At 58.3% G+C, this 22,618-nt stretch carries 18 protein-coding genes; 7 read left to right on the top strand and 11 right to left on the bottom strand.

Annotated elements, in window-relative coordinates:
* Positions 1-200: 200 nt before the first annotated feature.
* From HU724_RS12400 to HU724_RS12380, 5 genes are all read right to left on the bottom strand, one after another.
* On the bottom strand, positions 201-3,290 hold the full coding sequence (locus HU724_RS12400; protein ID WP_186569017.1) for an efflux RND transporter permease subunit: 3,090 nt from the start codon (positions 3,288-3,290) through the stop codon (positions 201-203).
* Positions 3,287-4,396, bottom strand: a complete 1,110-nt coding sequence (locus tag HU724_RS12395; RefSeq protein ID WP_186569016.1) for an efflux RND transporter periplasmic adaptor subunit — start codon at positions 4,394-4,396, stop codon at positions 3,287-3,289. Before HU724_RS12395 ends, HU724_RS12400 begins: the two co-directional genes overlap by 4 nt.
* 100 nt (positions 4,397-4,496) lie before the next feature.
* Positions 4,497-5,768: an OmpP1/FadL family transporter gene (locus HU724_RS12390; RefSeq protein ID WP_186569015.1), complete on the bottom strand. Its 1,272-nt coding sequence runs from the start codon at positions 5,766-5,768 to the stop codon at positions 4,497-4,499.
* A gap of 170 nt (positions 5,769-5,938) precedes the next feature.
* Positions 5,939-6,565: a TetR/AcrR family transcriptional regulator gene (locus HU724_RS12385; protein ID WP_133340294.1), complete on the bottom strand. Its 627-nt coding sequence runs from the start codon at positions 6,563-6,565 to the stop codon at positions 5,939-5,941.
* 134 nt (positions 6,566-6,699) lie between these two features.
* Positions 6,700-8,022: an APC family permease gene (locus tag HU724_RS12380; RefSeq protein ID WP_225927681.1), complete on the bottom strand. Its 1,323-nt coding sequence runs from the start codon at positions 8,020-8,022 to the stop codon at positions 6,700-6,702.
* Between the two features lie 556 nt (positions 8,023-8,578).
* Here HU724_RS12380 and HU724_RS12375 point away from each other — a divergent pair.
* The gene (locus tag HU724_RS12375) at positions 8,579-8,941 is read left to right on the top strand and encodes a DUF6124 family protein (protein ID WP_186569013.1); all 363 of its coding nucleotides are present in this window, start codon (positions 8,579-8,581) and stop codon (positions 8,939-8,941) included.
* An 84-nt stretch (positions 8,942-9,025) separates the two neighbouring features.
* On the opposite strand, the gene HU724_RS12370 is transcribed toward HU724_RS12375, so the two are convergent.
* The 4 genes from HU724_RS12370 to HU724_RS12355 all read right to left on the bottom strand — a co-directional run bounded on the left by HU724_RS12370 (position 9,026) and on the right by HU724_RS12355 (position 11,816).
* Positions 9,026-9,109, bottom strand: a complete 84-nt coding sequence (locus HU724_RS12370) for a YHYH domain-containing protein (protein ID WP_264082177.1) — start codon at positions 9,107-9,109, stop codon at positions 9,026-9,028.
* The gene (locus HU724_RS12365; protein WP_186569012.1) at positions 9,106-10,242 is read right to left on the bottom strand and encodes a nickel/cobalt efflux protein RcnA; all 1,137 of its coding nucleotides are present in this window, start codon (positions 10,240-10,242) and stop codon (positions 9,106-9,108) included. Before HU724_RS12365 ends, HU724_RS12370 begins: the two co-directional genes overlap by 4 nt.
* Before the next feature lie 7 nt (positions 10,243-10,249).
* Positions 10,250-10,549 (bottom strand): metal-sensing transcriptional repressor, encoded by a 300-nt coding sequence (locus HU724_RS12360; RefSeq protein ID WP_186569011.1) that lies wholly within the window; start codon positions 10,547-10,549, stop codon positions 10,250-10,252.
* Positions 10,550-10,922: 373 nt separating this feature from the next.
* Entirely contained in the window at positions 10,923-11,816 is an 894-nt protein-coding gene (locus tag HU724_RS12355) for an AraC family transcriptional regulator (protein ID WP_202883391.1), read from the bottom strand.
* 262 nt (positions 11,817-12,078) lie between these two features.
* On the opposite strand from HU724_RS12355, the gene HU724_RS12350 reads away from it, so the two are divergent.
* Both HU724_RS12350 and HU724_RS12345 read left to right on the top strand, forming a co-directional pair.
* Positions 12,079-12,591: a nuclear transport factor 2 family protein gene (locus HU724_RS12350; protein ID WP_186569009.1), complete on the top strand. Its 513-nt coding sequence runs from the start codon at positions 12,079-12,081 to the stop codon at positions 12,589-12,591.
* 522 nt (positions 12,592-13,113) lie between these two features.
* Positions 13,114-15,927, top strand: coding sequence for a TrlF family AAA-like ATPase (locus tag HU724_RS12345; protein ID WP_186569008.1), 2,814 nt, complete (start codon positions 13,114-13,116; stop codon positions 15,925-15,927).
* A 400-nt stretch (positions 15,928-16,327) separates the two neighbouring features.
* On the opposite strand, the gene HU724_RS12340 is transcribed toward HU724_RS12345, so the two are convergent.
* Complete coding sequence (locus tag HU724_RS12340) at positions 16,328-17,299, bottom strand: DUF4238 domain-containing protein (protein ID WP_186569007.1); 972 nt, start codon at positions 17,297-17,299, stop codon at positions 16,328-16,330.
* A 205-nt stretch (positions 17,300-17,504) separates the two neighbouring features.
* Positions 17,505-18,422: a LysR family transcriptional regulator gene (locus HU724_RS12335; protein ID WP_186569006.1), complete on the bottom strand. Its 918-nt coding sequence runs from the start codon at positions 18,420-18,422 to the stop codon at positions 17,505-17,507.
* A 146-nt stretch (positions 18,423-18,568) separates the two neighbouring features.
* Here HU724_RS12335 and HU724_RS12330 point away from each other — a divergent pair, with 146 nt between their 5' ends.
* The 4 genes from HU724_RS12330 to HU724_RS12315 all read left to right on the top strand — a co-directional run bounded on the left by HU724_RS12330 (position 18,569) and on the right by HU724_RS12315 (position 22,601).
* On the top strand, positions 18,569-19,615 hold the full coding sequence (locus HU724_RS12330; protein WP_186569005.1) for an SDR family oxidoreductase: 1,047 nt from the start codon (positions 18,569-18,571) through the stop codon (positions 19,613-19,615).
* A 57-nt stretch (positions 19,616-19,672) separates the two neighbouring features.
* Positions 19,673-20,983, top strand: a complete 1,311-nt coding sequence (locus HU724_RS12325; protein ID WP_186569004.1) for an NTP/NDP exchange transporter — start codon at positions 19,673-19,675, stop codon at positions 20,981-20,983.
* 84 nt (positions 20,984-21,067) lie between these two features.
* Positions 21,068-21,610, top strand: a complete 543-nt coding sequence (locus tag HU724_RS12320; RefSeq protein ID WP_186569003.1) for a P-loop NTPase family protein — start codon at positions 21,068-21,070, stop codon at positions 21,608-21,610.
* A gap of 88 nt (positions 21,611-21,698) precedes the next feature.
* The gene (locus tag HU724_RS12315; RefSeq protein WP_130888024.1) at positions 21,699-22,601 is read left to right on the top strand and encodes a bestrophin family protein; all 903 of its coding nucleotides are present in this window, start codon (positions 21,699-21,701) and stop codon (positions 22,599-22,601) included.
* Positions 22,602-22,618: the final 17 nt, after the last annotated feature.

The raw sequence follows: 22,618 nt of genomic DNA, 5'->3' as shown, positions 1-22,618 counted from the left end.
CTTTCAATGACGGGTAAATCTGATCCGCAAAATTCGCAAACAACTGTGATGCTTATTAATCACATCCTGTATAAGCGGCGGACCTGGTTAATTACGGGGGTCAACTCCGCACACTTGAAAATCTCCAATAGCCAAGAGAGAGAGAGTTAGTCGCGGATAGCAAAAGGCCCGTCATTGACGGGCCTCTTTCAAACCTGACCTTATACCGAACGCGAGGGTTGAACCTGCCCACTGTTCTCATGCCGAATCCTGAACCAGATCGCATACATCGCCGGCAGAAACACCAGCGTGATGATGGTGCCAACAAACGTGCCGCCGATCAGCGTGTAGGCCAGCGTGCCCCAGAACACCGAGTGGGTCAGCGGAATGAACGCCAGAATCGCTGCGAGCGCGGTCAACAACACTGGCCGCGCCCGTTGCACTGTCGCTTCGACCACGGCATGGAACGGCGCCAGCCCTTCCTGCTCGTTGTGATGAATTTGCCCGATCAGAATCAGCGTGTTGCGCATCAGAATCCCCGACAGCGCAATCAACCCGACCAGCGCATTGATGCCGAACGGCTGGTTGAAGATCAGCAGCGTCGGCACCACGCCGATCAAGCCCAACGGCGAGGTGAGGAAGACCATGATCATCGCCGAAATCGAGCGTACCTGGACGATGATGATGAGCAGCGTCATGGCGATCATGATCGGCAGCAACGGCAGAATCGCTTTGCCGGCCTTGCCGGATTCTTCGATGGCGCCCGCCTGCTCAATCCGGTAGCCGGAAGGCAGGTTTTCGATGATCGGCTGCAACTGCTGGATGATCGCGCCGGAAACGTCAGGTGGCTGCAAACCTTCGGCGATGTCGCCACGCACGGTGATGGTCGGCGTGCGATCGCGGCGGCGCAGGATCGGGTCTTCCATGCGCACTTCGACCTGGCCAATCTGCGACAGCGGGATGCGCTGCCCCGCCGCACCGACCAGGGTGAAGCCTTCGATCTGCGCCGGATCAAGGCGGATATTGCCCGCCGCACGGCCAACGACCTGCACGGAACGGATGTCTTCGCGCACCGCCGTGATCGGCACGCCGCTGAGCAGAAATTGTAACTGCTGGGCCACCGCGCTGGACGTAAGCCCCACTGCCTGCAAGCGATCCTGATTCAGATTGAAATGCAACGTCGGCGTCAGCGGCCCCCAGTCAGTGTTGACGGTTCTCATCATCGGGCTGTTCTGCATCACCGCCCTGACCTGCTCGGCGATGTCGCGCAATTTTGCCGGATCAGGCCCCATTACCCGGTAGGCCACCGGAAATGGCGAATACGGGCCGAATACGATCTGCGTCGCCCGAACCCGCGCCTCTGGAGCAAGCCCTTCGGCGACCGCTTCGCGCAAACGCAACTTGAGGGTTTCACGGGCGTCCTGGCTGTCGGTCAGCACGACGATTTTGGCGAACGATGGGTCCGGCAATTCCGGCGCCATTGCCAGGAAAAACCGTGGTGCACCCTGACCGATATAGGCGGTGACGATTTTGGCCTCTTCCTGCTTGTGCAGCCAGGCTTCGACTTTGGCCGCCGCAGCGCTGGTCTGCTCGATGGACGTGCCGTAGGGCATCTGCACTTCAATCATCACTTCGGGGCGGTCAGAGGTCGGAAAGAACTGCTTCTTCACCAGCCCCATGCCCGGAATCGCAACGGCAAACAGCGCGACCACCGCACCGGCCACCAGCCATTTGCGCGTGATCACCCACGCCAGAACGCGCCGGAAACGGTTATAGCGCGGCGTGTCGTAGATTGCCGCGTGCCCGCCTTCGACTTTCTTGATGTCCGGCAACAACTTCACGCCCAGATACGGCGTGAAAGCTACGGCGACGACCCACGAAGCAATGAGCGCGATGCCGACAATCCAGAACATGTTGCTGGTGTATTCGCCCGCCGTTGATTGCGCGAATCCGTTGGGCAGAAAGCCAATCGCCGTGACCAGCGTACCGGCCAGCATTGGCGCTGCCGTGTGGCTCCAGGCATAAGCGGAGGCCTTGATGCGGTCGTAGCCCTCCTCCATCTTCACCACCATCATTTCGATGGCGATGATCGCGTCATCGACCAGCAGCCCGAGCGCAAGAATCAGCGAGCCGAGGGTGATCCGGTCAAAGTTCTTGCCGGTCGCCGCCATTACCACAAACACGATCGCCAAGGTCAACGGCACCGCCGCTGCCACAACCACGCCGACACGCCAGCCCATGCTGAGAAAACAAACCAGCATGACCACCAGCAGCGCGACAAAGAACTTGACCATGAACTCGCCGACCGCCGAGTCGATATTCACCGCCTGATCGGTGACTTTCGACAGCGTCATGCCCAACGGCATTTCCCCGTTGATCCTGGCCGTCTCGGCATCCAGCGCCTTGCCCAGATCGAGACCGTTCCAGCCCTCGCGCATGATCACGCCGAGCAATAACGCTTCTTCGCCGTTGTTGCGCACCAGGAAGGTTGCCGGGTCTTCGTAGCCGCGCTCGACCGTGGCCACGTCAGACAGCTTGAGTGTTCGGCCCTGAGCGACAACAGGCGTGTCACGGATTTTCTGCAACGTGTCGAACGCGCCATCGACGCGCAGAAAAACCTCCGGCCCTTTGGTTTCGACCGACCCGGCAGGCGTCAATACGTTTTGATTGTTCAGCGCGGCGAAGAGGTCCTGCGGCGACAAGCCCAGCGTCGCCAAGCGATCATGGGAAAACGAAACGAATATCCGCTCGGCCTGCTCGCCGATGATGTTGACCTTTTTCACCCCCGGCACGTGCAACAGGCGCTGGCGTAACGTCTCCGCATCGCGTACCAGCAAGCGCTGCGGCTCGCCCCTGGCTTTCAAGGCGAACAGCGCGAAGGTCACGTCGGAGAACTCGTCGTTGACCATCGGCCCGATGACACCCGCCGGCAGCTTGATTGCTTCGTCGTCGAGCTTTTTCCGTGCCTGATAAAACTCTTCCTGCACTTGCGACGGCGGTGTGCTGTCGAGCAACGAAACCATGGTGAATGCCAGTCCCGGACGCGTGTAGGTTTCCGAGCGGTCGTACCACTTCAGTTCCTGCAAGCGTTTTTCTAGGGGTTCGGCGACCTGATCCTGCATTTCTTGCGCGGTCGCCCCTGGCCACGCGGTAATCACTGTTAGCTGCTTGACCGTGAACGGCGGATCTTCCGCCCGGCCCAATTTGAAGAACGACAGGACGCCGGCGACGGCGATGAGAAAAATCAGAAACACCGTGATCGCACGTTGGCGCACGGCGATAGCAGAAAGGTTGAACCGGCCCTCGCTCATGGACGACTCCCGGCAATCTGGCCATCGTCGCGGGCAAGCAAGCGCACTTCTTCGCCATCGCGCAGCAGATGCGCGCCCAGCGCGACAATCGGTTCACCGACGTTGAGCTGGCCAGCGACACGGGCCGAGTCGTCGCTCAAGCCCAGGACCTCGACCGGGCGCCAGGTCACTTTTGCCGGTGTGCCGGCGATGACCCACACACCGGGGCCCTTGCCTGCGTTGTAGATGGCTGCGATGGGCACTTTCAATGCCTGTTGCGGTACAGAACCCTGGCCGATATCAAGGGTGACCGTCGAGCCGATTGGCGCATTGGCCAACCTGCCTTCGAGCACATAGCGCGCCTCAAAAGTACGAGTTGTGCTGTCGGCCGAGTCGGAAAGCAGACGCAGTTTTGCGCTGACGCCAGCCGACGTATCGCCATACAGTTTTGCCTGAGCGGTTGAGCCCGGCGCGGGGCGCAAGGTCTCGGGCAGATGGACGATGGCCTCCCGCTGACCGGCCCGCGCCAGTCGCACCACCGGTTGTCCCGGGCTGACGACTTGCCCGGGTTCGGCGAGGGTTTCCACCACCACGCCATCAGCGTCCGCCAGCAAAACCGCGTAGCCCGAGGCGTTGCGCGCTACGTCCGCTTGCGCCACAGCGGCATTGAGTTGCGCCCTGGCGGTGTCGGCCGCAGCTTTGAACTGATCGTAGGCCGATGCCGAAATAGCGCCGGCGGCGACGAGTTTGCGATTGCGTGCTTCGTCACCGGCAGTCTGTATGGCTCGGGCGCGAGCGGCGCTCACCGCTTCTTGCTGGGCTCGCGCCTGCAGGCCGAGGTCGATCGGGTCGAGGCGCATCAGTGGCTGGCCGCGCTTGACCGTCTGCCCGGTATCAACCAGACGCTCGAGCACCTTGCCCGAAACGCGAAAGCCCAGATCGCCCTGGGTGCGCGCAGCGACGACGCCGGTAAATGATCGAAATCCATTTTCTGCCGGTTGCACCGTTGCCGATCTGACAGTCGGCGCCAGGGTGCGTGGATCTTTTGCGCTGGAGGAATCTCCGCACGCCGTCAGGGCCAAGGGCAACAAACATACCGCGAGGGGGAAAGGTCGGAGCCGGCGCATGGAATTCCTTTACTGAAAATAGGATGATCATCATATTCTCAATCTTGTGACCAATATCGTCAACAGTCACAGAGTCGCCGGCCCGATTTTCAGCGCTGAATCAGAACCGATAGCTGACAGAAGTACCGAGCCCGCTGGCGCTGTTCTTGTATTTCGCGCTGTACGAACCCTTGCCCGCCGAGGTGTCGTTGATCTCGACGCTCTCTTCCCTGAGATACGAATAGGCGACGTCGATGGTGACATTCTCCGCTGGAGTCCAACCGGCACCAAGGCTGAACACTTTGCGATCACCCGTGGGAATACGCGGCCCGCGATTGGTGTTGTTCGCCGGAGACTGATCAACCGAGAACCCGGTACGCAGCACCCATTGGTTGTTCAACCGGTACGCCGCGCCGATGGCGTGAGCCCAGGTGTCGTGCCAGTTCTGCTCCTCGCTGATCGTGCCCAACTGGCCGGCTAGCAATGGCGGCAATCCACTGTTTTCGATGGTCAGCTCTTTGAAGCGACTCCAGCGCGTCCAGGTGCTGCCGGCATACAGCGTCCAGTCGTTGTTCAGTTGATGGGTGACCGAGAAGTCCACCGACTCCGGGCTGTCGACGTCCAGCGAGGCGCCATAGCTGCGACCGCTGACCCCAAGCACGTTGAAGATGCCATCGCTGAGTTTGGATTTCGCGTCGAGGTGGTAACTGACTTTTGAGTGATAGGTCAGGCCCAGGCGGGTCTGCTCGGTCGCCTGGACCATGACCCCGGCGTTGAAGCCCAGCGCGGTATCGTCGCCGGTGCTTTTGACTTTGCCGTCATTGCGCCCGGGACTCAGCGGGTTGGCGACCATCCCCGACAGCTCGCCGCTGATGCGGTTGATGGTCGGGCCGAAGCCGATCGACACCTTGTCGTTGAAGGCATAGCTGATGGTCGGCTGGAACGTCAGCGTGGTGACTTCGCTTTTGTTGGCGTAGTAACGGCCGGCGAAACCGCTGCCGTAGTCGGTGATCAGACCAAACGGTACGTAGAACCCCACGCCGAACGCCCAATGCTCGTCGATCGGTTTGACGTAATAGCCCATCGGTACCGTGGTGGTCGGCACCATGTCGCCGTCTTCCTTGCCGCCGAACGTGCTGCGGGTCTGGCTGATATCGGACTTCGCAAACAGCGTCGCCTTCCCGACGCTGGCCTGCTCGCGCTTGAGCCGCGCCATGCCTGCCGGGTTGCCGAAAACGGTGCTGGCGTCTTCCGCCGAAGAAGAGCGACCGGCAAAACCCGATCCCATGCCGCTGACGCTTTGCTCATTGAGCGCGAAACCGCCGGCCAGAACATTTGAGGACGCAAGAACGACAGCCAGCCCCACCGGGTGCTTGAGCATTGTTTTTTTCATTGTGTGGACCCTATGGGTGACTCGGAATTGGAATACCTGAACTGCGGCGGCCATGTTATCCGAGTGACCATATCAGTCAATAGTCACGACTTGGGCAATTCATCGTCTGCCCTGTACAGGCGAGGCGATATAAGAGTGAGACTGATCCGAGTATTCGGATCAGAAGAGGGTCAAGGCATCAAGCTGCGCAAGATGAGGTTCGAAGTCAGCGTGGGCGCCACTTCGATGAAATCGAGGTTGTGTTGCAGCATCAGTGGATTGACGAAGGGCCGCAGCGCCAAGTGGATCGATTCGACCGTCTCGTCCAGCGGCGTCCTGCGCTCGAACTCACCGGCCTCGCGCCCTTCACGGACAATGTCGGTGATAAAGCGCTTGATCTGCGCATCGTAACGCTGCGCACTTGGCCAGTTCTCACCCGCTGCAAACGCGGCAATGTCATAGAGTTTGCGATCGTTGAAGAACAGATTCACACCCGTGGCGATCACGGTTTTCACCAACCGGCGGAAACGCTCGGTGGGCGTCAGGTCTTCTTCGTTGATCGCTTGCTCGACCGCTGTAACGATCTGCCCCAGACAGTTCGCGCAGATGGCTTCGCCAATCGCCTGCTTGGAATCGAAGAATTTGTAGATGTACGCCTTGGAGAAACCGATGGCCTTGGCCAGATCGGACACCGTGGTCTTGGCGTAGCCGTACTGGCTGAAATGCTCGTTGGCCGCCGCGACAATCTGATCACGAATGTCGTGATCGACGGGACCACGCGGGCCGGGGAAGGATGGGGAAACTGAGGACTGATTCATGTCGGCAGCTTACTCACCCGCCCACCGACTGACAACGTGTGACTCATTCTGAAAAACACCACCCATCCACTGTGGGAGCGAGCCTGCTCGCGAATACGCCCGCCCAAACAACACCAATTCCCCAAGCTGCTGCACTACCCCGCCTTACTGATCGCAGAAAAATTGATACGAGAACAGCCATGCAGCAACATCCCGACAATGATCAGCGCCCCCGCCCGCAACCACGTCTCCACCCCCTGCTGACTGAGCAGAACCAGACACGACACGATCGCAAGCACCGGGACAAAGGTCGGTACGCGAAAGTGATCCTCCTCCACCCTGTCACGACGAAGAACCAGCACCGCCACATTGGTACTTAGAAAAACGAACAGCAACAGCAAAACCACCGTCTCTGCCAGCGTTGCCAGCGTCCCTGTAAGTGTCAGGGCAATGGCGACCAAGGTCGTTGCGACAATGGCAGCCCACGGAGTTTTGCGCTGAGGCAGCACCGCACCCAAAACACCAGGCAACAGCCCCAGATTCGCCATGCCATAGGTCAATCGGCTGGCCATGATCATGGTTAACAACGCACCGTTGGCCACAGCGATCAGCGCAATAAAGGAGAACAGCGCCGGCGGGATTGCGAGGGTCGATGCGCGGACAACTTCGAGCAAAGGCGCCGACGTTGCCACCAACTTCTCGGTAGGCAACACCGAAGAAGCCGCCACGCCCACCGCCATGTAAACCACGCCAGCCGTAAGCAAAGCGGCGAACAAGGCGCGCGGATAAACCTTGCGCACGTCCTTGATTTCCTCGGCCAGATTGGCCGAAGTTTCGAAACCGACGAAGGAATAGAACGCCAACAACGCCGCCCCCAACACCGCCAGCATGGGACTGACGCCCGGCTTGAACGTGAGCGTCCGCCCCAGATCCGCATCGCCTGTGCGGAAATACCAGACCGCAGCCACGATCACCAGAATCAACCCGGACAGTTCAATCACGGTCATCACCAGATTCGCCCCAAGCGACTCCTTGATCCCGCGCGCGTTGAGCAGGCCGATAGCCAGAAGAAACACCAGGGCTGCAATCTGCGGCGATACGTCGACAAAGGCGTTGAGGTAATCACCGGCAAACGCCAGCGACAAACCCGCAGCGCTGGTGACCGCAGCCGCCAGCATGCAGAAACCGACCAGGAAGGAAATGAGCGGCGACTTGAAGGCCTTTTCCGCGAACACCGAAGCCGCGCCGGCGTGGGGATATTTGGTCACCAGCTCTGCGTAGGAACCCGCCGTCAACATGGCGAAGAACAACGCGATCAGCAGCGGCACCCAAATCGCGCCGCCCACCTCCCCGGCGATGGTTCCGGCGAGGGCGTAAACCCCCGCGCCGAGTACATCGCCGAGAATAAACAGAAACAGCATCGGGAAAGTGATAGCCCGGCGCAGAGCAGGTTTATGAGTGTGAGCCGTCACGGTCATTCCTTGGTTCAGGTGTGGAGGAGCTGGAGGAGCTGGAGGATTGTCACCTCAAACAATGGAAATGGCGCCGAAAGCAAAGTTCAAAATCTGTGATGGGGCTTGTCGGCACGACGCTATAAACATCGCCAACTCGACACCTGTGGGAGCGAGCCTGCTCGCGAAGACCCCAGCCCGATCAACACAAAACCTCAGCCAAAACCAATTCCCTAAACACCCCGTTTAAAGCCGACATCCAGACTATTCCAGCAAGCTACAACGCCTTGCGCCATTGCCTACGACTACGCCAGAATCCGCCGGCTTGTGCGCCTCGGGCCGTGGTTCTATCGTTGGCCGGTCACTGAAAAACAGTGATCGGGTTTGGTAGCCCGCTTTCCACATGGCGCATAACGTCATCGTATGCAGATGCTTTCGCATCGGTTTTATGGTGGCCATGCGCAGGGCGTTTTCGAGCGCGCCGGTTTTTCCATGTGGGCCGGTCTACCAACCTTCGTATGGCCACCACCCTTCGTTTGGTAGCGAGAGTGATGGCTCCCTTGGTCACATATGGAGCTTCACCATGTTCAAAGTTACGCCTAACCCGCCAGCGTCAGACGCAACCTCCCCCTACGAATCCCTCGACTCAAAAAAACTCCACGAAGCCGCCGACCGCGCCCTCGACCATTATCTCAAACCCACCGACACCCTCAAAACCACGCCCTACCAAACCAGCAGCATGTTCCTCGCCAACCCGAGAATCGCCACCGAAGAACTGCTGGTCAACGCCAGCGAATCGCTAGGCTCTGCCTCGGTAATGCTGAGTGATGTGATCGGGATGGTTGAAGGATCTGCGCGCAAGACACTGCAAGGTATCGCGCAGGTAGTGATGCTCGGCGAGCTGGCGGTTAATCAGGCGTTGGATAACGTCGTGCCGGTCGAGTAATCCTGCAGATGCTGGCGTTCGCTAATGCCTCGCCCTCATCGCTCGCGCCTCGATAGCCCAGCCTTGCGCTGGGCTTTTTGCTCGTCAGTGGCAGTGGTAGTCGTTGGTTTTATAGTTGCGATGGCAACCCTTTGAATCAGTGCCACCGCTGTGCGCAAAGGGTCTTATGCGCTCAGGCCGATCCAGCCATGAAAGCCGACATACAGGCCAACGCCAATGATCAGCACGCTGGACAGGTAAGGAGCGCGGCGCGCCACGGTTCCCAGCCACGGCCAGCGATTGGAAGCCTGTCTGGCACCGATGGCCGCAGCGGCACCGACAGTGACCAAAGTCAGCGCCAGGCCGATGCTGAAACAAAGGACGAGCATGCCGCCGAGCGCGACCTCTTTGACTTGCAGGCACAGCAACAGGACAGTGATGGCAGCCGGACAGGGAATCAGGCCGCCAGTCAGCCCGAACATGACGATCTGACCCGTGGTCACTTCGCGGTTGGTGAAGCGCTTACGGATGTCGTTGGCATGAGCACGTTCGTGCGCATCCTGATAGCCATCAATCGACAGCTCCAGGCCTTCCAATTCGGAATGCGCATGCCCGTGATCATGCTCCTGGAACGTCAGGTCGTAATCATGCGAATGCCCGGCATGTCCAAGGCTCAAGCGAGCGCTGAACTCGTGCGGTTCCGGAATATCCACCGTCGACTGCAGAAAGCCTTCACGCTCGACGAACGCGAACGATTGGCTGCTGCCGTCCAGACGCGTCGTGGTCAGGCGAACATCCGAGGCTGCCCAGGCGTGTCCGCTCAAGGTCTTCAGGCGCCAGTGCGGTGGCATGCCTTCCTCGAAGATCGACAGTTCAACACGGCCATGGCCGGTATCTATTCGGTGCGTTTCATCATGATGACCATGGTCGTGTTCGCCGTGATGGTGATCATCGCTTTGCTCGAACTTGAACATCTGCTCACCGCGCCAGGTACGCCACAGCATCCACAGGGCAATCGCGATGATCAGTGCAGAGAAAGCAAGCTGGAAATACGGCTCAGTGGTTTCAGCGTCCAGACCTTTGCCCAGGTACATGCCGCCGATGGCGACCAGCCACACCACGGCGGTGTGCGAAAGCGTTGCGGCCAACCCCAACAAAACAGCCTGTTTGACCGAGCCACGGATGGCCACGATGAAGGCCGCCATCATGGTTTTCGAATGACCTGGCTCCAGGCCATGCAAGGCACCGAGCAGAATCGCGCTCGGGAAATACAGCCAGGCGTGAGCCCCGCCTTGCTGCAACAGTTCAGCGAAATCGGGCATGTCAGACCTAAAGGTACTTGGTGATTTGTTTGAAGGCTTCCAGCGGTGCGCGCTCGCCATTGCCTAGCGCCGAAACGGTATCTTCGAGGCAGTGGTCGATGTGATCCTGGATAAGCGTGCGTTTGGCCTGGCAGATCGCTTTCTCGACCGCATGAAGCTGCTGGGCGATATCCACGCACTGACGCCCTTCTTCGATCATGGTGATGATGCCGCGCAAATGCCCGTCCGCCCGTTTGAGGCGTTTGATGATCGCCTCATGACTTTGGTGGGTGTGGGGATGGCTGTGGTCGTGGTCGTGTTCACTCATGAGTTGAGTCTCAGGGCTCGATGAATCGCTGGCATCCTATCCCCCCAGGGGGGATTAGGCAAATCGCTTGAGCGCCCTGTCAACGAGTTGAAACCTTTAACACCATGTACAGCAAAACACTGACAACGACGGTAGTAATCGCGCTTGCTCTCGCCATGTTCATGGCCTGGGCCGCGCATACCTATTCGTTGTCAATCTCCTCGGGGCAGCCAGCCTGGCAGATCGCTGAGGACGTCCATCATGCTCACGGCGAAGAGTCGTCATCCAGCCACGACCGGCGATTACCTGAGCGTCAAACAGTAGTCCGGAACACATTGAAAACGAGGCCGCAAATGCGGCCTCGTTTTTTTCTGCGCGAAGAAAAGTGCTGGATTCAAATTCCACAAATGTCCGTGCGCAGCCGCCAGGCGTCCTTCGCCGGCGGCATACCGAACAAGCGGGCGTAGTCCCGACTGAACTGCGAGGGACTTTCGTAACCGACTGCATATCCCGCCTCTGCGGCATCAATCGCTTCGGTGACCATCAGCCGACGTGCTTCCTGTAGCCGCAACTGGTTGCGAAACTCCAGCGGGCTCATCGAGGTGATCGCCTTGAAGTGCGTGTGAAACGAAGAACGGCTCATGCCAGCGATTTCGACGAGTTCATCTATTCGACACGCTTCGTTGTAGTGGCTGCGCAGCCAGGCAATGGCCTTGGCAATCTGGTTCAAGCGGCTGTCTGCTTGTGCCATCTGCCTGATGATGCTGTTGCCATTCTCGGTTAGAAGGCGATAAAGCATTTCGCGAATCACCAGCGGAGCGAGCGCTTCGATATCCCGCGGCCTGTCGAGCAGCCCGGCCAGCCGAACCGCAGCATCCAGCAGTTCTGGAGTCGTATCGTTGAGCGTAATGCCTGCCGGCGGTGCACTGACGCTCTCTTCTCTTAGCGGATGGCGCAGCACCAGTTCACTCAACACAGTGATATCGAGATCCAGCGCCAGGCACAGATAGGGAACAGCCTCACTCGCCTCGATGACCGAGCCCATCACCGGAAGGTCTACCGACGCAATCAGGTACTTGGCCGGATCGTAAACATAGGCGGTAGTGCCCAGCATCGCTTGTTTACGTCCTTGGGCGACCAGGCAGAGTGTTGGCTCGTACACCACCGGCATAGGCATCGTGGGCGAAGCCGAACGAATCAGGCTGACACCCGGAATCGCGGTGCTGTGAATGCCGTCATCCCGGACGTGACAACCAACGATATCGACAAGCTTTGAAAGGGAATTCAAACACAACTCCATAACGTGGGGATGCGGCGGTTAAACATCTGGCCTATCGGATGATCAAGCAAGAAATCAGGACGATCCTGCAACAGCCCTCCTCCGCTCATAAGTCACACTTCAGATGAAGCCCAGAGGTACTGCCGTCCACACCCGCGCCGATTCTTTGCCAATGCCTCATATAGAACAACGGCGTGTGGGAACGCAACTAGCGGCTTACAGATAACAACAACGGCCCATCCAACTCGGGACAGATTAAGGAGCACAGGAAATGACGTTTGTTCACCGCCTCTCTACAGCGCTAGCACTAGTCTTCACCACACTCATTGCAGGGCCGGCGCCCGCCGTGGCCAGCGAACCGACTACGGAACGCAACCGCCAATTCATTGCGCAAGCGTTCAACCAGTGGGCTCAGGGCGGCCGGACGTTCTTCACAGATGTCCTGGCTCCCGATGTGATCTGGACAATCAAGGGGACGAGCCCTTCGGCGGGCACTTATCGGGGCCGAGATGACTTCCTGAAACGCGCAGTCCAACCCTTCGCAAAACGGCTCGCCTCGCCCGTTCGCCCGACGGTGGCGGATATCTGGGCTGAAGGCGATGACGTAGTCGTGCACTGGGACGGCACCGCCACCGCAGCCGACGGCGCGCCTTATCGCAACAGCTACGTCTGGATTATGCGCATGCGAAATATGCAGGCAGTTGAGGTCACTGCCTTTCTGGACCTGGTGCCTTATGACGACGTTATCAGGCGAATTTCGCTTGAAGCTGGCGATGTTGAATAGATAAGCCCGCCAGGATCGACTGGAGGATCTGCTCGCGAGACGCTGCGAGATATTACGTAGGTGGGCATGTCGTCGAATGTCGGCTTCGGCCACAAGTAGACTGTCAGTTAACTCTAAAAAGGGGGTGATTTGGTAAAGTGACTCACCAGAGCAGCCGTTTCCCACGGGCAAACTCCAAGAGAGGATGCACGAGGGTCATGAATAGGCGATGGTTCACTGTAAGTACATATCGCTGGCATGCTGCGTGCCTATGTACCACCTGCAATTCAATATCCATTGTTGATGAGGCATCGATATGGAAGCAGGCCCTAAATCAATGGTTACATCGCAGCTCTCTAATGGCGCAATCATCGCCATCACTGTAGCTGTCAATCTGTTCGGTGCTGTAAAAACGAAGGTTTGCCTTAAGTAACCTGTCCATTCCGTTCTCGCCTCTCGTTTCAGTCGCACTCGCAGAAATTGTATGATGCCAATATGCTGCCATACTGAGTTGTCCAACAACATAATGGTCTTGGGGCGACGATGGGCGACTATAAGGGCATGCGTTGGTTCAAAACGGACTTTCAGGTTCAAACCCCGGAAGATAACCGCCATTGGGTTGACGACGACATGCGCCTGCATGATCGACGTCCATTAGTTGAAGGTAAGGCCTGTGAACTAGGTATTCAGGAAAAAGCCAAGCGCTTTCTGCGACGCTGTCATGAGCTTGAACTTCAGATGGTCGGCATCACTGACCATAACTTTTCAGAGCGATCCGAGCCGCGGGATTGGTTCCTCACCCATCTCGTGGAACAGAACAGATCAGTGGCAAAGGACCTGGAACGCGAACCTCTCGCGATTTTTCCAGGTTTTGAAGTAGACATCGGCTATCACGTTCTTTGCCTATTCCAGCCGGCAAAGAAACAGCGGGATATTCAACGCCTCAACATGATCCTCAGCAAGCTGGGATTGGCAGAGCATGAGCGCTTCCGGGCTGGGGCTCCTATGCAGTTGCGCCGTGATGGGCGGACTCTCAGCCTGAAAGAACTTATCGACGTTGTTCAACATCATGATGGAATTGTGATTGCCGCCCATGCAGATCAGGCCGATGGCATATTGTCCTCTCCTAACAATATCGCGGACTATCAGATACCCCAACTACTTGCGGTTGAGGTCACCACCTATCCAATGCCCCCCAAGATTCGGTCGATTTTGGATGGAAGTAATCGGGAATGGTCCAGACGCGGACGCCAGCCGGCTTACGTCCAATCCTCAGATGCTAAATCGTTGCAGTTAGGCGACGACGGACTACCACCGCCTAATTCACTGGGTTATCGGTCGACCTGGGTGAAAGCTTCAAAGCCCTCTATCGCGGCGCTTCGTCAAGCCTTTCTAGACGGCGCCTCTCGGCTCCGAATTCAGGACCTCCGTCCCTCGGATGAACAGACTCATCCACGCATCGTTTTTTTGAAGTGCTACGGACTAACGTTCCTCGCCGACCAAGATGTGTATTTCTCGCCCAACCTGAACACGATCATTGGTGGCCGGGGAACCGGAAAATCAACATTGATGGAGTTACTCCGCTTCGCGTTTGCAAGGGATAGCGGCGACCATTTTTCTGCGTCTATCAAGGCGAAGTTTGATCGCCTCCGTCAGACCTTTACCGGTGATGCCGAAATTCAGATCGGTTGGGAAGCGGTCCCAGGTCAAGTGGATGTCATTTCGTTACGGCCAGAGGGCCCGCATGAAGTCATTCAAGGCGAAGTTTTAGACATCGCAGCGTATCTCAAGCAGATACCCATCCAGTTCTATAGCCAACAACAACTGAGCGATCTCACCAGTGTTGGTGGAGAAAACAGCTTACTGAGTATGCTCGATGAGGCCTGTAGTGCGGAGCTGCAAGCACTCAAAGCCCGAGAAAATACTCTACGAGCCGAAATCGTGCAGGTCTTTGCCGCCTCTGATCAATTAGCCGAGCTGCAAAATGCCGAGAAAGACGTCGCGCAACAGCTGACCGAGCTCAATCGCCAGTGGCAAGCGCGTAAAGAGATCCAGGCAGAAGCGCTGCAGTTTCAGCGGGCAGAGGCCGGACGTCAGTACTTTGAAAAGGCTAAGGCCCAGTCTGTAAGCGATGCTGAAGAAATTGCCGCGCTTGCCGAAACCCTTGCTCAGCCGGGAGTATTAAACGATGGCAAGATCGAAATTTGGCCGAAGGCAGGTTGGTTCAATGCCTACACCGAGAGTGCATCAGCGCTACGTCTGAGATACTCAGAACAACTGGCCGCGCTTGCGGATTCCATGCGACGTGAAACCTCTAAACTAGAACCGCAAATGCAGGGCTGGGAGGAAGTATCGGCTGAACTGACGGCCATTAAAGACGGCTTCATGCAGGCCTGCCAGGACAGGGGATTGCAGCCTCAGGATGTCGCACGGCTTCAGGAAATCGACAAGACGCGGCAGATCAAGCAGGGGAATTTGGAGCAGTTGCGCAAACAGATCGAAGGCCTGGAGCCTTTGGTGCAAAAGCTCTCTGCTCTAGTAGAAGAACTGCACGTATTGTGGGCAATGCAATTGTCCGTTCGTAGTCAAACCGCTTTGGAGATATCCGAGAAAGCCAACCGCTCGATCAATATTCTCGTGCAGGCCATGGGTGATAAAGCTCACTTTAATCGTGTTTGGGAAGGTCTCGCTCCGGACGGACGCGCCCGTATCGGTAGGGCATGGACACAGATTGGCGAGGTGCTGTTTGAAGATTTTCACAGCTACATGACCGCTAATCGGCCACCCGGTTACTCGCCTTGGCTGCATATAAAAGCTGTCTTAATGGAACAAATTCCTGTGCCCCAACAGCTGGAGGGACTCACGGGCGATGTTCGTAAGCATCTAGTCGACCAGAAGGATAAATGGCGCGCCGCACGGTTAGTTCGTATTGAGGATCAAGTTGATCTTGAACTGTACCGTGCCGATGGCACCCTTGTCGGAAGCATCCAAAGCCATGCGCTGTCAGAGGGGCAACGAAATACCGCGGTACTGAAGCTGCTACTGGCGCAAGGTGATGGCCCTATCGTCATCGACCAACCAGAAGATGAACTTGACTCCAATTTTATCTACCATGAACTAGTGCCTTTGCTGCGTAAGATCAAGAATCGTCGGCAACTGATTTTGGCTACCCATAACGCCAATCTGCCTGTCAACGCCGACACCGATTTGGTCTTTGCATTGGACGTTAAAAAGGGCCGTGGAGAGCTACTAGCCGTAGGTGGGCTTGACCAATCTGATACCGCAAATGCGGTATTGAATATCATGGAAGGCTCAGCGGAGGCATTCAAGCGGCGATTCGACAAGTACCATTTTTAAATTGAGACCTATTACACGTGGACGTCGGAATATAAATCTAGATAGGAGAGAGACGGGTGTTGCACAGACTACAACACTGATTGAGATCGCCCATTAGGTTTCTCCGGTCCAATTCAGGGCTCGGTTTAGTTGTGCTGAGGAAGCGTTAAAAACAATCAAGATGCTGTGTTTGCATCATCTCTGCTTTGACCGGTAGCCATCGGCACGTGGGTGCTAACGGCTAGGAATTTCAGTGTGTCCTAAGCAGCTTTTTGTGAGTGGCCGCTTCTGGCCGATTTCTGCCTGTCACCATCGGCTGAAACCCACCCGTAGAGGACATTCATAACGTCTGACAAAACAGGCGTCCATAATGCCTAGCGCATTGGGTGCGTTTTGGATAAAAAGGTGAGGCGTCAGCATGTTAAGCCACTGTTGAACGTGGGCCTTGTCTAAGATTCGGATATTCCGCGAGCATTGTTTGCGCTAGGTTGAAGTCGTTGGACGTGGAAAAGATATAGCGCTCGCTCCATGCAACCTGCAGGGAGTTGAAATTCTCAACATTAGCAACTGAGTACTGCACTGGCCTGCCACTCGAAAGGGAATCGCTCATGGCAACGATTCCCTCGGGATCAGCTCCATCTTCCGCTCTTCGCGTGGCGACCAATGACCGTGCGCCACGGTGAACAAGATCGGTCAGAGTAGGGCACCACATTGCCAGAGCACGAGTAGGCGAAAGTGGAAGGTAGATTTCAATACCTGGAGTCGTCAGTCCAAGGTTCCCTCGGAGAGCCCGATCAATCATGTTCTGACGCGTTAACGGATTGTCGCTTAGAAGGAATGGATGTTGTCTTGATGTCGCAGCGAGAACCCAGTCCTTGCCTAGAAAGTGTTCTGCGTAAATTGAGGGGGCGCTGAAGACAATCCTTGCGGTCTGTTCCTTCGAATCGCTCTCCGAAATATCGCGAAGAAGCTCTTCGGCCTGTGACCCAGGCGCAATTTGATCGCCATTCTGCTCGAAGTGTTCCCTCACCATTCTGGGGAACGCGTTCCACTCCTCGCGAAAGGTCTTGGTTCTGGTGAGTTGTACCGCAAGGAACGAGGCCAAGATGTGCTTTTGCTCATCCACAAGGCTCGAGAGCGAGTCAGCATCGAGGATCGTGCTGATCACTAATTTGGCATGCCCTTCTAATTCAGAGAGCCACGGCTCGATAGATAGCGGCTGGCCTTGATACTCAAAGTCGTAGAACCGATTTTCACTGGCAAGATTCTTTGTGTTTGAAGGAAAGCTTCGATTCGAGGACTTGTCATAGACCCAGACCTGATCTTTCTTTCCGTTACCGAAGTTCCGCATGAGAAATTGCGGCACGTAGTGCTGAACTTTTGCGATCGTCATCTCAGCTGTGCTCTCGTGGTGTGCTTAGAGGTGGCGCAGAGAATGAGACGTGGCCCAGACGCCCTGTGGCCTTCTAGATTCGAAAGCAGTGTCGATGACGCTACCCATTTGTCGTCACTGTGTCCACCGTCTGCTTATGGCCGATTGCTGCCAGTCGCCATGGGCGCTCTGCTGCCAAGCCATGCATTCGCCTCACGAAACAGCGTTAGACATCTGAGCTCTCCGCAATCCGCCCTTCCCCCCGCAAAAAACCCACAAACGCCCTCAGCGGCGAAGGCATGTGGCGGCGGCCGTGGTAATACAGAAACGGGCCGTCGAAGGCCTGCCACCAGTCCTCGAGAATCGGCACCAGTCGACCATCGGAGAGTGGCTCGCGCAGAAAATCCTCGAAGGTATAGACGATGCCCAGTCCGTTGATGGCCGAGCGAATTTTCAGATCGTGCGACGACGTCAGCAGTTGCCCCTGAGGCGGGATACGCACGATACGGCCGTCTCGATGGAACTCGAATACGCCGACTTTGCCACTCTCGAAGCGATGGCCAAGCAGGTCATGGCCCGGCAGTTCTTCGGGGTGAATGGGCGTACCGCGTTCAGCCAGATAGCCCGGGGCGGCGGCTGCAACGAAGCGTTGGCGACGCGGGCCGATGGGCACGGCGATCATGTCTTTGGCCAGGCTCTCTTCATAGCGCACGCCGGCGTCATACCCGCCAGCGTTGACGTCGACAAAGGCGTTGTCCATGACGACTTCGACACTGACCCCTGGATAAAGGCGCAGAAAACGCGCCAGCAGGTCGGGTAACAGAAAGCGTGCCACCGGCACTGGCACATTGAGCTTCAGCGTGCCGACCGGGCGCTGAGCGTCGTCGTCCAGATCGTTGAAAGCGGCGTCGATTTCCTGCAAGGCCGGGCGCAGGCGCTCGAGCAATCGTTCGCCGGCGGCCGTCGGCGTGACGCTGCGCGTGGTTCGATTGAGCAGGCGCACTCCCAGATCGCTTTCCAGCCGACGCAGGCAGTCGCTCAACGACGAGGCGGACAGCCCGCGCTTTTGCGCGGCAGCACGAAATCCCCCCGCCTCGACCACCGCAGCAAATATCGACACATCGGTAAGGTTTGGTTTACGCATGAATGCTTCCTCCGCAGGCGCCTGACTGTACGCCATGCCGTACGGGCCATCCACCAATGCCCGACTTATCCTCGCGCATTCGTACACCGATACTGCTCACTCGCCCTCGCCAGCCGGGAACCTGTCACGCGAATGAGATTTCTCCGATGAGCCATTCACCCGCTACGCCGAGCAATACCGCGACCCAACGCCTCCTCAAGGCCGCCCGAATGCTGTTCGCCATTTCCGCGATGGCCGGCACACTGGCTGCGCAGGCTGCGCCCCAAACGGAGCCGAAGCCGGACTGGTCAACCCACGACATGCCCAGCCAGAAAGGCCGCATTGTGCTGGTGACCGGAGGGACCAGCGGCATGGGCTATGAAGACGCGCTGGCCCTGACGCGCGCCGGTGCCGAGGTGATCATCGCCGCACGCAACGCCGAGCGCGGCCGCGAAGCGATCACGAAGATCAAGCAAGCCGTGCCCGAGGCGCGCGTGCAATTCGAAACGCTGGACCTTGCCAATCTGCAATCGGTGCGCGACCTCGCCAACCGTCTGCAAGGGCGCCTGCCGAGGCTCGACGTGCTGATCAACAATGCCGCGATCATGTCGCCGCCTGTTCGAGGCGTTTCGGCCGATGGCTACGAGATGCAGCTGGCGACCAATTATCTGGGGCATTTCGCCTTGACCGGCCTGCTGATGCCGCTGCTACGCAAAAGCGACGATGCTCGGGTGGTCAGCCTGTCGAGCATTGCCGCCGGGCGCGCAAGCCTGAACTTCGATGACCTGCAGGCTGAGCGCAGTTACGACCCTTTCGCCAGCTACAGCCAATCGAAACTGGCGGTTCTGAAGTGGAGTATCGAGCTGCAGCAGCGCAGCGATGCCGCCGGTTGGGGGATACGCAGCATCGCCGCGCATCCCGGCGTTGCCGTGACCGAGCTCATCGCCCGGGGGCCTGGCCTGGACAGTGAATTCGGCAAACAATGGGCGGTAGAGCGGGACCTGTATCATTCCGCAGCGCAGGGCGCGCTGCCCACGCTGTATGCGGCGACGGCGCTGGAGGCGGTCGGTGGCGCCTACTACGGCCCCACCGGTGATAACGAGAAGCGCGGGCCGCTGGGCTTCGCCAAGATGCCGCCGGCCGCTGCCGATCGCTCGAATTCGGCCACACTGTGGCAACTCTCCGAGCGACTGACCGGCGTCACCTACCGCTGACCGCCCGGCACGGGCAGGCCCCGTGCCGTTGCCTCGCCACTCCCACAGGAGCGCAACATGGATACGTCTCTTCTTGCCCACCGCGCCGGCGCCATCATCAATGCCGAGGCTCACGAGCTGCGCCCTGCGCTCAATGGCTTTCTGCTGTTCGTTTGCCTGTTCGCCGGCTATTTCATGCTCCGTCCGATCCGCGAATCGATGGGCATCACTGCCGGCGTCGAGAACTTGCAGTGGCTGTTCACCGCGACCTTCCTGGTCATGCTGGCGGCCGTTCCACTGTTCGCCTGGCTCAGCGCACACGTACCGCGCCTGCATTTCGTGGACTGGGTATACGGATTCTTCTGCACCAACCTGCTGTTGTTCGCCATCTTGTTTCTGGGTGAGGAAAGCCCTTGGCTGGCGCGCGTGTTTTACGTGTGGATATCGGTCTATAACCTGTTTGTCGTATCGGTCGCCTGGAGCCTGATGGCCGATGTATTCGACAGTGCCCAGGCCAAACGTCTGTTCGCGTTCATCGCGGCGGGCGCCAGCGTCGGCGGCCTGAGTGGCCCTGCGCTGAGCGCCTTGCTGATCGGTCCGCTGGGTGAGTCCGGCCTGATGCTGCTGGCCGCTGTTCTGCTGGCCGCTGCGATGTGGTTCAAGCGCCAGCTGATGCGCTGGCGTGAACGGGGTGGCGCAGGACGCCCCGATGCCGCGCCGAGCGAAAGCCCTCGCAGGCCGTTGCCGGGCAATCCGTTCAGCGGTATGACGGCCGTTCTGAAATCACCCTATCTGCTCGGCATTTGCGGCTTTGTGGTGCTGCTGGCGACAATCTCCACCTTCCTTTACTTCGAGCAGGCACGCGTCGTCGCCGAACACTTCCCGGACCGCGAGGCGCAGGTGCGCGTGTTCGGCATCATCGACTTTGTCGTGCAGGCGGGCGCCCTGCTCTGTCAGCTGTTCATCACTGGACGCCTCGCCCAAAGGCTCGGCGTCGGCGTGCTGTTGGCCATGGTGCCGCTGGTCATGTGCGCGGGGTTTATCGGGCTGATCTTCGCCCCCGGCTTTGGCCTGATCGCCGCGCTGATGATCGTGCGCCGCATCGGTGAGTACGCCTTCGTGCGCCCAGGCCGAGAGATGCTGTTCGCCCCGCTCGATGCCGAAAGCAAGTACAAGGCGAAGAACTTCATCGACACCGTGGTCTACCGCGCCGGCGACGCCATCAGTGCCTGGGCGAAAAGCGCGCTGGACGCCCTCAGCCAAGGTGCAGGCATGGCGGCGTTGGTCGGCGCGTTGTGTGCATTGCTGTGGGGTCTGCTGGGATGGCGGCTCGGCGAGCGGGCGGACCGCCGAGCCAGGGTGGCGCGAGTGCGGCAAAACCCAGCGTAGCGTTCAACGGTCATTGACTGAGACAGGCATTGCCGTAGAATCGCCCGCCCAAAAAATCAGCTTGCAGAGCGAGAAGGAGCTTCGATGCAACGGGTGATGATTGTTGGTCAGCCTGGGTCTGGCAAAAGTACGTTGGCGCGCAGGCTGGGTGAGCGCACGGGGTTGCCGGTGGTGCATATCGACACGATCCATTGGCAGCCAGGCTGGATCGAGCGAAGCCCGGATGAGAAGACCCGACTCTGCCTGGAGGTCGAGGCGCGTGATCGCTGGATATTCGAAGGTGGCCATTCAACCACTTGGGAAAATCGCGTCGCCCGTGCAGATCTGCTGATCTGGATCGATCGTTCGCCACCGCTTCGATTCTTGCGCGTCCTGCGTAGAACGCTGCTCAACCACGGTCAGTCTCGGCCTGACTTGCCGGAAAACTGCCCCGAACAGCTGGCGAACCTGCCGGAGTTTCTAAAGTTCATGTGGCGGACGAGAAAAACCTCGCGAGCCAAAATGCGCCAATTCGTGTCAACGGTGCCATCGGCTTGCCGGGTGGTTCATCTGCGGTCGAATCGAGAGACGAGGATTTTTCTCGAAAGCATTCGCCATGCACAGGGCCAGACTTTACAGACTGACTGACGGGTGTCCGCCCCACCAGGGAACTGCCGGTGCCAGGCATCGTCCGAGCTTAAGCGTTTAAGCAAACTGCTCGCCACGAGGTTTCCGTTTGAAAGCTGCCATCGTCAAAAAATACCGTCTGATCATCAAGACCCTCGGTTACGTGGGCTGGTCTTTGTTCTGGTTGCTGCTCTGGGACATCGCCGTCACCGTCGACTTCATGCTGTTTCTCAACACAAAACTCAACCTGCCGTTGATGCCGCTGACCTTGCTCGGTTCAGCGTTGATCGTGTTGATCAGTTTTCGCAACAGCAGCGCTTACAACCGCTGGTGGGAAGCGCGGACACTGTGGGGATCGATGATAAACAATTCCCGCAGCTTCGCCCGGCAGGTGCTGACGCTGCTGGACGACGCTGGTGGCGAGGTGAATCCGGTCAAATCGACGCTGTTGCGCCGCCACGTCGCTTACGTGAATTGCCTCGCCGCGCACCTACAGGGCCAGCCATGTCCCGACGAAGTGCGGGCGTTTATTCCCGCCGAAGAATTCGCCCGCAGTGGCACAACCAATAACTTTGCCAACGATATCCTCACCGGCTCGGCGACTCTGCTCGCTCGCGAATACAAGGCCGGGCATCTGGACAGTATTCGCCTGGCGCGGCTCGAGTCGACCCTGGTGGACCTGTCCAACAGTCAGGGCGGGATGGAGCGGATCGCCAACACCCCGCTGCCCTACCCTTATGTGTATTTCCCACGGCTGTTCATTTCGCTGTTCTGCCTGATCGTCCCGATAGGTCTGGTGGAATCCCTCGGCTGGTTCACGCCGCTGGCGTCGACCGTGGTCGGCTTCATGCTGCTGGCCATCGAACGCATCGGCACCGATCTGCAAAGCCCGTTTCGCCACAGCGAACACCAGATTCAAATGGAAGCGCTGTGCGAAACCATCGAAAAGAATTTGCAATCGATGCAGCGTGATTCGTTGGGGGATGTGCGCAGGGTTGAGGAGCCCGCTTGAGGCGCTGCTTTAGCAGC

This window comes from Pseudomonas iranensis, assembly GCF_014268585.2.
GTDB classification, from domain to species: domain Bacteria; phylum Pseudomonadota; class Gammaproteobacteria; order Pseudomonadales; family Pseudomonadaceae; genus Aquipseudomonas; species Aquipseudomonas iranensis.
The sequence above is the reverse complement of the archived record's forward strand: the minus strand, read 5'-3'. Positions and strand labels throughout refer to the sequence as shown.

What these genes read in the sequence shown, in the direction of transcription:
- HU724_RS12400 (WP_186569017.1), bottom strand. Translation starts at nt 3,290, where the DNA reads ATGAGCGAGGGCCGGTTCAACCTTTCTGCTATCGCCGTGCGCCAACGT.
- HU724_RS12395 (WP_186569016.1), bottom strand. Translation starts at nt 4,396, where the DNA reads ATGCGCCGGCTCCGACCTTTCCCCCTCGCGGTATGTTTGTTGCCCTTG.
- HU724_RS12390 (WP_186569015.1), bottom strand. Translation starts at nt 5,768, where the DNA reads ATGAAAAAAACAATGCTCAAGCACCCGGTGGGGCTGGCTGTCGTTCTT.
- HU724_RS12385 (WP_133340294.1), bottom strand. Translation starts at nt 6,565, where the DNA reads ATGAATCAGTCCTCAGTTTCCCCATCCTTCCCCGGCCCGCGTGGTCCC.
- HU724_RS12380 (WP_225927681.1), bottom strand. Translation starts at nt 8,022, where the DNA reads ATGACCGTGACGGCTCACACTCATAAACCTGCTCTGCGCCGGGCTATC.
- HU724_RS12375 (WP_186569013.1), top strand. Translation starts at nt 8,579, where the DNA reads ATGTTCAAAGTTACGCCTAACCCGCCAGCGTCAGACGCAACCTCCCCC.
- HU724_RS12365 (WP_186569012.1), bottom strand. Translation starts at nt 10,242, where the DNA reads ATGCCCGATTTCGCTGAACTGTTGCAGCAAGGCGGGGCTCACGCCTGG.
- HU724_RS12360 (WP_186569011.1), bottom strand. Translation starts at nt 10,549, where the DNA reads ATGAGTGAACACGACCACGACCACAGCCATCCCCACACCCACCAAAGT.
- HU724_RS12350 (WP_186569009.1), top strand. Translation starts at nt 12,079, where the DNA reads ATGACGTTTGTTCACCGCCTCTCTACAGCGCTAGCACTAGTCTTCACC.
- HU724_RS12345 (WP_186569008.1), top strand. Translation starts at nt 13,114, where the DNA reads ATGGGCGACTATAAGGGCATGCGTTGGTTCAAAACGGACTTTCAGGTT.
- HU724_RS12340 (WP_186569007.1), bottom strand. Translation starts at nt 17,299, where the DNA reads ATGACGATCGCAAAAGTTCAGCACTACGTGCCGCAATTTCTCATGCGG.
- HU724_RS12335 (WP_186569006.1), bottom strand. Translation starts at nt 18,422, where the DNA reads ATGCGTAAACCAAACCTTACCGATGTGTCGATATTTGCTGCGGTGGTC.
- HU724_RS12330 (WP_186569005.1), top strand. Translation starts at nt 18,569, where the DNA reads ATGAGCCATTCACCCGCTACGCCGAGCAATACCGCGACCCAACGCCTC.
- HU724_RS12325 (WP_186569004.1), top strand. Translation starts at nt 19,673, where the DNA reads ATGGATACGTCTCTTCTTGCCCACCGCGCCGGCGCCATCATCAATGCC.
- HU724_RS12320 (WP_186569003.1), top strand. Translation starts at nt 21,068, where the DNA reads ATGCAACGGGTGATGATTGTTGGTCAGCCTGGGTCTGGCAAAAGTACG.